General features: G+C 48.7%; 6 protein-coding genes. 1 reads left to right on the forward strand and 5 read right to left on the reverse strand.

Annotation, left to right across the window (positions count from 1 at the left end):
* From QUA62_RS20495 to QUA62_RS20510, 4 genes are all read right to left on the reverse strand, one after another.
* Positions 1–1,057, reverse strand: a 1,057-nt coding sequence (locus tag QUA62_RS20495) for a tetratricopeptide repeat protein (RefSeq protein ID WP_333406281.1), incomplete at its 3' end; no start/stop codon positions are given.
* Positions 1,054–1,824, reverse strand: a complete 771-nt coding sequence (locus tag QUA62_RS20500) for a hypothetical protein (protein WP_333406282.1) — start codon at positions 1,822–1,824, stop codon at positions 1,054–1,056. The genes QUA62_RS20495 and QUA62_RS20500, both read right to left, overlap by 4 nt.
* Complete coding sequence (locus QUA62_RS20505) at positions 1,821–2,132, reverse strand: hypothetical protein (protein WP_333406283.1); 312 nt, start codon at positions 2,130–2,132, stop codon at positions 1,821–1,823. The genes QUA62_RS20500 and QUA62_RS20505 overlap by 4 nt, the downstream gene beginning before the upstream one ends.
* 371 nt (positions 2,133–2,503) lie before the next feature.
* On the reverse strand, positions 2,504–3,388 hold the full coding sequence (locus QUA62_RS20510; protein ID WP_333406284.1) for a 4-hydroxybenzoate solanesyltransferase: 885 nt from the start codon (positions 3,386–3,388) through the stop codon (positions 2,504–2,506).
* A gap of 210 nt (positions 3,389–3,598) precedes the next feature.
* On the opposite strand from QUA62_RS20510, the gene QUA62_RS20515 reads away from it, so the two are divergent.
* Positions 3,599–5,215 carry a Ppx/GppA phosphatase family protein gene (locus tag QUA62_RS20515; RefSeq protein WP_333406285.1) on the forward strand — a complete coding sequence of 539 codons (1,617 nt, stop codon included), beginning with the start codon at positions 3,599–3,601 and terminating at the stop codon, positions 5,213–5,215.
* Between the two features lie 317 nt (positions 5,216–5,532).
* On the opposite strand, the gene QUA62_RS20520 is transcribed toward QUA62_RS20515, so the two are convergent.
* A partial coding sequence (locus QUA62_RS20520) for a calcium-binding protein (protein WP_333406286.1) occupies positions 5,533–6,735 on the reverse strand: 1,203 nt, incomplete at its 5' end.

Raw genomic sequence — 6,735 nt, forward strand, 5'->3', positions numbered from 1 at the left:
ATTGCAAAACATCGCCGATGGCTTTCAGGGTATAGGCTTTGCCCAATTTGTCTCCTACTTGCTCGTAGAGTTTCAAAACCGTATCGTAGCGCTCTAGGGCTTCTTCACGGCGATCGAGGAATTGCAAAACATCGCCGATGGCTTTCAGGGTATAGGCTTTGCCCAATTTGTCTCCTACTTGCTCGTAGAGTTTCAAAGCCGTATCGTAGCGCTCTAGGGCTTCATCACAGCGCTTGAGGAATTGCAAAACACCGCCGATGGCACGCAGGGTATTGGCTTTGCCCAGATTGTCTCCTACTTGCTCGTAGAGTTTCAAAGCCGTATCGTAGCGCTCTAGGGCTTCATCACGGCGAGCGAGGAATTGCAAAACATCGCCGATGGCACCCAGGGTATGGGCTTTGCCCAGATTGTCTCCTACTTGCTCGTAGAGTTTCAAAGCCGTATCGTAGCGGGACAATGCCTCCTGCGCTTCATAAAATCGGAAATGGATTTGCCCGAACCAATACCCCACATCTGCGGCGAAACTCTCTGGCACTCGTTTAGCCTCAACCAGTTCCTGCACGGCTGCTAGCAGCGCCTCCGCTTCCCCCCGACGAAAATTATGGTCTAGACTTGTGATGTAGCGCTCAAACTGACTGCTGCCTGCCTCAAAATCAGCGATCGCAGCGTGATAAATCTGTTCGATCCGATTCGTATTCTCTGCACCAAAATAGTCAACCAGACGCTGGGAAAATTGCTTAAACGCTTCTTCATCGGTTTCCCATAGATGCTTCAGCACCGCCTTCCGAGTCCGTTCGTGGATATTGTGTCCTCTGTCGGCAAACCTTTCCACAAATGGCAGATGCTGGAGTTCCAGATACAGCGCCTCTGCCTGTTGAGCTAAATCTGGCTGTAACGCCGCTAAGATTTTGGCATCAAACCAATGCGGCACGGCGGCAGCCAGCGCCATTGCCCTCAACTCTGGCGACAGCACCGACAGGGAAAGTTCTGCCAGCAGCCAATCCTTTTCTTCCTCCGTCTGCGCCTGTACCAACCGCGCTAAAAACTCGGCGTTCATTTGTGCTGCCTCGTCCGTGCTGCAACTTCTAACAAGGCAACGACTTGTGCCGGTACACCTTCTACCGCATCGATTAAAACATTAATCTCTTGGGAACTGAAGCAGTCGAAGCCAACGTCCTTAACGTAACCATACCAGGCTTCGCGTTCCATAATCCGATCGAGCTTGCAGCGATGATACATGTTTTGCCATTGGATAGTGGGTTCGGGAATAATTTGTCCTGCCACGATCGCAAATAGGTTTGGGTTGAGTTCCACTTCTGCCAAAAACTGACCCCCGATCCATCCTGCCAGTTCTTCCGTCGCACCATTGTATGTATCTAGAATAAATACGATCGGGCGATCGAACCGTTGTAAATCTTCAAAAAAAACTTGTTGAAGTTGAGTTAAACGATACTTTCGTTCCTCTGGCGGCACATCCAAAATCACCTGAATTTGGCTGCCTTCCCCCGTCAAACGGTTGTTCTGAATCTCAACACCAGAATTGAGAAAGCGATCGATCAGGGCATTAAAATTCCGAAAGCGTGGTTTTCCGAGTACGCGCTGAATCCAGGAAAACACAAAAGCGATACCAGCTTGCGCCCCTTTGAGATCGATTAAAACTCGATGAATTTCCTGGGAACACAGTATCTCATCAAACCGCCCCATCAAACCCGTTTTCCCATAACCCGACGGTGCTTCAATCAACAAAATCCGTTCTCGCACCTGCCGCCGCAACATCTGTTCAAACAGGTGCAACTCCCGCGTGCGATTCGCAAAGCGCCTCATGGTTGCGTCCCCGAATCGCTATCCCTCGTGCTGATGCTAGAACTCTCTCCAGTTAGTTGATTTTGTTCTACCAAAGCATCCCTAGCTTTGATGCTGCTGAGTTTCCCCTCCAGCGTATTCCCCCGAATCACCGTCTTGGCTGACGAGTTCCCAGAGTGGCTTTGTTGAATCAGCAAAATCGAGCCCGCTAATGTCAAAACCGCCATTGCCAAAGGAACCCACGGTTTCAAGTTATCCGGCAAATTCGGTAACTGGTTGGTAAAATACCCCACCAACACGGTAATCAACCCAGAGACCAGGTACAGCACAAATTGGTTCCTAGCAGCAGAGGAGCGGTAAAATACTCTCGGTTTTATCTGCACCCTATTGTGACAAAATTCTGGAGATTTTACCGCCACAGAGGAAAGCCCGCAATAAACTTATGCCGATATGGATCGTGGCGATCGCAATATTCTCAGTCGCAGCGGGTTAAAATTACCTGGAATTGGATAGTACAAATCAAGCTGATTCAATTGAAAAAAAGTTGATTTAGGTGAATTATATCGAGATGCCTCGGCGCTTGAAACCGCTAGCAAGCACGTAGGGTGCGTCAGAGCATTCAAATTTGTTGAAATCGAAAAATCAATGACTGACGCACCTTACAAGTTGATTTAACTTCTGTCACCCACCTAGCCGGAGTCTAAAAAATCTCCCCAACAATCATCCCCGCCAATATGACAAACCCCACCCAAACATTTTGGCGAAATATTTGACCGTAAACAAGCTTTGGAAGATCCGCATTCCGCAGTTGACTATATTGCAAAAACCACAAAATCGCCGCCGCACCAATTGCCATCCAAAAACCAATGTGCAAGTGCAGATTAATTCCCATTGCTGCTAACAAACCGACTGTACCAACAAAGAAAAAACCCACAGCATTAGCAGCATTATCCCCGAAAAATATCGCGCTGGAATTCACACCCAAACGCAAATCGTCTTCCCGATCGCTCATCGCATAAACTGTATCAAATCCCATCGTCCAAAACACGACTGCACCCCACAGCAGCCAAGTCGCTAATTCTAATTCGTCAACGGCGGCGCTCCAACTAATTAAAACGGCAAAACCCCACGCAATTGATAACACTAATTGCGGCACTGGAAAGAATCTTTTTGCCAGTGGATAGCAGATAATTACTGGTACGGCCGCGACGCACAGCCAGAAGCTTAAAGGATTGAGATAAAAAGCGAGAATTGCCGCACAAGCAAAGGAAATTAATGCAACTCCTATTCCAGTTTGCACGGTGAGGGCGCGGGATGCTAGCGGGCGCGAGCGCGTTCTTTCTACTTCGGGATCGATATCGCGATCCCACAAGTCGTTGATGACGCATCCCGCCGCACTCGTGGCTAAGGTACCCAACACAATCACGCCCACCAATGCTGTCGGCGGCCTCCCGTCTGCTGCTAAAAAGACGGCCCAGAGGGCTGGAATCATTAAAATGAGCCTTCCTGCTGGCTTGTCCCATCTCAAAAGCCTCACGACGGTTAGCAATGTGGATTCGGGTTGGCGATCGGGCTCTTTAAGCATTTCAATTCTAGATTTGAGATTTTTAACTCTAGATTTTATCAAATTTTAGGCACAATCACTTACTATCTCTGCTCGCGAGCATACTTCTATCGGAATTTAAAACAGGTGAAAGTCTTGCCCAGTCAGCAGTTCCCGATTTTGGCTAATTTAATAGAATGCCTAACTGGATTCGTGAAATAATTATAAATATCTGTCAACCCCGATACTCCAATGGTTAATTCACTTGCTTCTGCGGAGTCAAATCGCATTATTGCTGCTATTGATATGGGTACTAACTCATTTCACATGGTGGTGGCGCGGATCGATCCGAAATTGCCCGCGTTTACGATTATTGCTAGAGAAAAAGATACGGTTCGGTTGGGCGATTGTGAGGTTAAGACAGGGTGCTTGAAGTCCGAGGTTATGGAAAGGGCGATCGCCACTCTGCGCCGTTTTCAAGATATTGCTAAAACTTTCAATGCTGAACAAATTATCGCTGTTGCTACCAGTGCGGTTCGGGAAGCCCCTAACGGGCGAGAGTTCCTCAAACAAATTGCTGAAGAATTAGACCTGAATGTTAGCTTGATTTCCGGTCAGGAAGAAGCACGGAGAATTTATCTCGGCGTTCTTTCGGGTATGGAGTTTAACAATCAGTCGCAGGTAATTATTGATATTGGGGGCGGTTCTACGGAGTTGATTTTAGCAGACAGTTCTGAGGCTCGCTCTCTCACCAGTACAAAAATTGGTGCTGTTCGCTTAACAGGACAATTTGTCAAAACCGACCCGATTAGCAAGGAGGAGTTTGCTTATTTGCAAGCTTATATTCGGATTTCGCTAGAAAGACCGATCGACGAATTGCGCTCTCACTTCACTGCGGGCGAACCCTTGCGCTTGATTGGCACTGCTGGAACCATCGAAACTCTGGCTGCAATTAACGCTCGCGAAAAGTTGGGAACAGTGCCGAGTCCCCTAGCCGGATATCAGTTAAATTTAAAGGATTTGCGCGATTTAGTCAATCGCTTTCGCAAACTTTCTTACTCGGAAAGGCTGGCAATTCCGGGAATGTCGGACAAGCGGGCAGAAATTATTTTAGCAGGTGCCTTGATTTTGCAAGAAGCGATGACACTATTAGGAATGGAATCGCTGACGGTGTGCGATCGCTCTTTACGAGAAGGCGTAATTGTTGACTGGATGCTGAGCCACGGTTTGATTGAAAACCGCTTGCGCTATCAAGGTTCCATCCGCCAGCGCAGCATTCTGCACATGGCTGACAAATATCAAGTCAATTTAGAACAAAGCGAAAGAACCGCAGCATTTGCGCTCAAATTGTTCGACCAAACTCAAGGAATTCTGCACTATTGGGGAACCGAAGAACGGGAGTTGCTGTGGGCAGCCGCGATTCTTCACAACAGTGGTTTGTACGTGAGTCATTCGGCGCACCACAAGCATTCTTACTATTTAATTCGCAATGGTGAGTTATTAGGATACACCGAAACAGAGATAGAAGTAATTGCCAATTTAGCTCGCTATCATCGGAAAAATCCTCCCAAAAAAAAGCATGAAAATTTTCTAATTTTGCCTAAAAAATACCGAGAAGTCGTTAGTAAACTTCATCCTTTTCTACGGTTGGCTGTGGCTTTGGACAGGCGACAAATTGGCGCAATTTCTGATTTTAAATGCGAACACCGCCCGGAAGTTCGAGAGTTTCACTTGCGGCTGCAACCGCTCAATCCCGGGGACGATTGCGCTCTGGAAATGTGGAGTTTGGATTATAAAAAGCCTGTTTTTGAGGCTGAGTACAATCTCAAATTAGTGGCAACTTTAGAGCCGACTCTCGTTCCAGTTTAAAGACGAGGTAGAGCCGGGAAACGATAAACTGTAGGGTGTGCAATGTTAGAGAGAGTCTTCGTGGTGAAGAAGACCCTCCAATGCTTGAAATCTCGAAGCCTACTATCGTTAAATCTTTTTCTTTTAAGGGGCGATCGGTAATAAACCTAGTTTATTGCCGATCGCCAGCCGATAGGATGAGGTAAAGTCGGTCGATCGCACCAATACCCTGCTTGAGGGCAGTGCGTACCTACAAACTAGAAGATTGCAAGCGTTTGATCGACTTATATACATACCAGGCTCGGCATTCACGCCCGACAGGGCTGATTATGTAATGCTTACCCGAAGAGGGTAAAATCATTCAGATCGATCGCACTAGCTTGCACTCCATTTAAAGCAGCCAACAGTTGACCGTTCTGACCAATCCTGATGAAAACTGCATTAGCGTTTTGGGTAATACTAAGTTGAGCAAAAGTTAGACCGCCCCCTAACACCAGCAAATCTTCACCTTTTGTGAAATCAGTAATTTGATCGGGGCCGGAACCTGCTGTTAAAACAAAGCGATCGCGCCCAATACCGCCGCTGAGAATATCATTGCCCAAACCCCCAATCAGACAATCGTCGCCTTTCCCGCCGTAGAGAGTATCGTTGCCCTCATCGCCGCATAGCTTGTCACTACCGCCGTTGCCAAACATCAAATCATTGCCAGCAGCGCCGCACAGGGAATCTGGCTCGCCGTTAAAGTCGATCGCACTGTCTCCTAAAATAGTATCGTCCCCGTCGCCGCCACAAATGCTATCACTGCCGCGATCGCCCAACAGCAGATCGTTGCCAGTACCCCCCACCACAACGTCATTGCCCTTGCCGCCGTAAACCGTATCATTGCCCTTGCCGCCGCTTAGAGTGTCTGCAGCATCTCCCCCGTTCAAGAAGTCGTTGCCCGCACCGCCAAAGAGCAAATCGCGTCCAGTCGAGTCAGGGCTAGACGGGTCAAAACTGCCTCCAAACAAGCAGTCGTTACCCTGAGCCCCAACTAGAGTGTCATTGCCTTTGTCGCCCCAAATCAAGTCATCGTCTTTGCCGCCGATCGCGACATCATCGCCCTTACCCGCAAAAATGAGATCGTCGCCGGCGTGGCCGTTGAGGTAATCATTGCCACGGCCACCAAACAGCAAGTCTCTGTCTGCATTGGGGCCAAGGGAGATATTGCTGGGCCGTCCTCCGTAAATATTGTCGTTGCCTTGTTCGCCCAGCAAAATGTCGTCGCCGTTGAAACCGCTGATAAGGTCGTTGAGATTGCTGCCGGTGAGGAAGTCGCTGCCGTCAGTGCCATTGAAAGTGCGAGCGACTGAATTCGGGCCGGGAATCGAACCGATCGCGGGTAGGGTAATCTGTTCGCAAATGCAATCGGCATCGCCGCCGCGAACGCTGTCAGAGTCAACAGGAGTTCCCGTTTCCGTGGGAGTTTCCGTGGGAGTTTCCGTGGGAGTTTCCGTGGGAGTTTCCGTGGGAGTTTCCGTGGGAGTTTCCGTGGGAGTTTC

It is taken from the genome of Microcoleus sp. MON1_C1 (assembly GCF_036701945.1).
Classification (GTDB): domain Bacteria; phylum Cyanobacteriota; class Cyanobacteriia; order Cyanobacteriales; family Microcoleaceae; genus Microcoleus.

Coding starts and splice junctions, on each gene's coding strand:
- QUA62_RS20510 (WP_333406284.1), bottom strand. CDS start 3,388: ATGCTTAAAGAGCCCGATCGCCAACCCGAATCCACATTGCTAACCGTC.
- QUA62_RS20500 (WP_333406282.1), bottom strand. CDS start 1,824: ATGAGGCGCTTTGCGAATCGCACGCGGGAGTTGCACCTGTTTGAACAG.
- QUA62_RS20515 (WP_333406285.1), top strand. CDS start 3,599: ATGGTTAATTCACTTGCTTCTGCGGAGTCAAATCGCATTATTGCTGCT.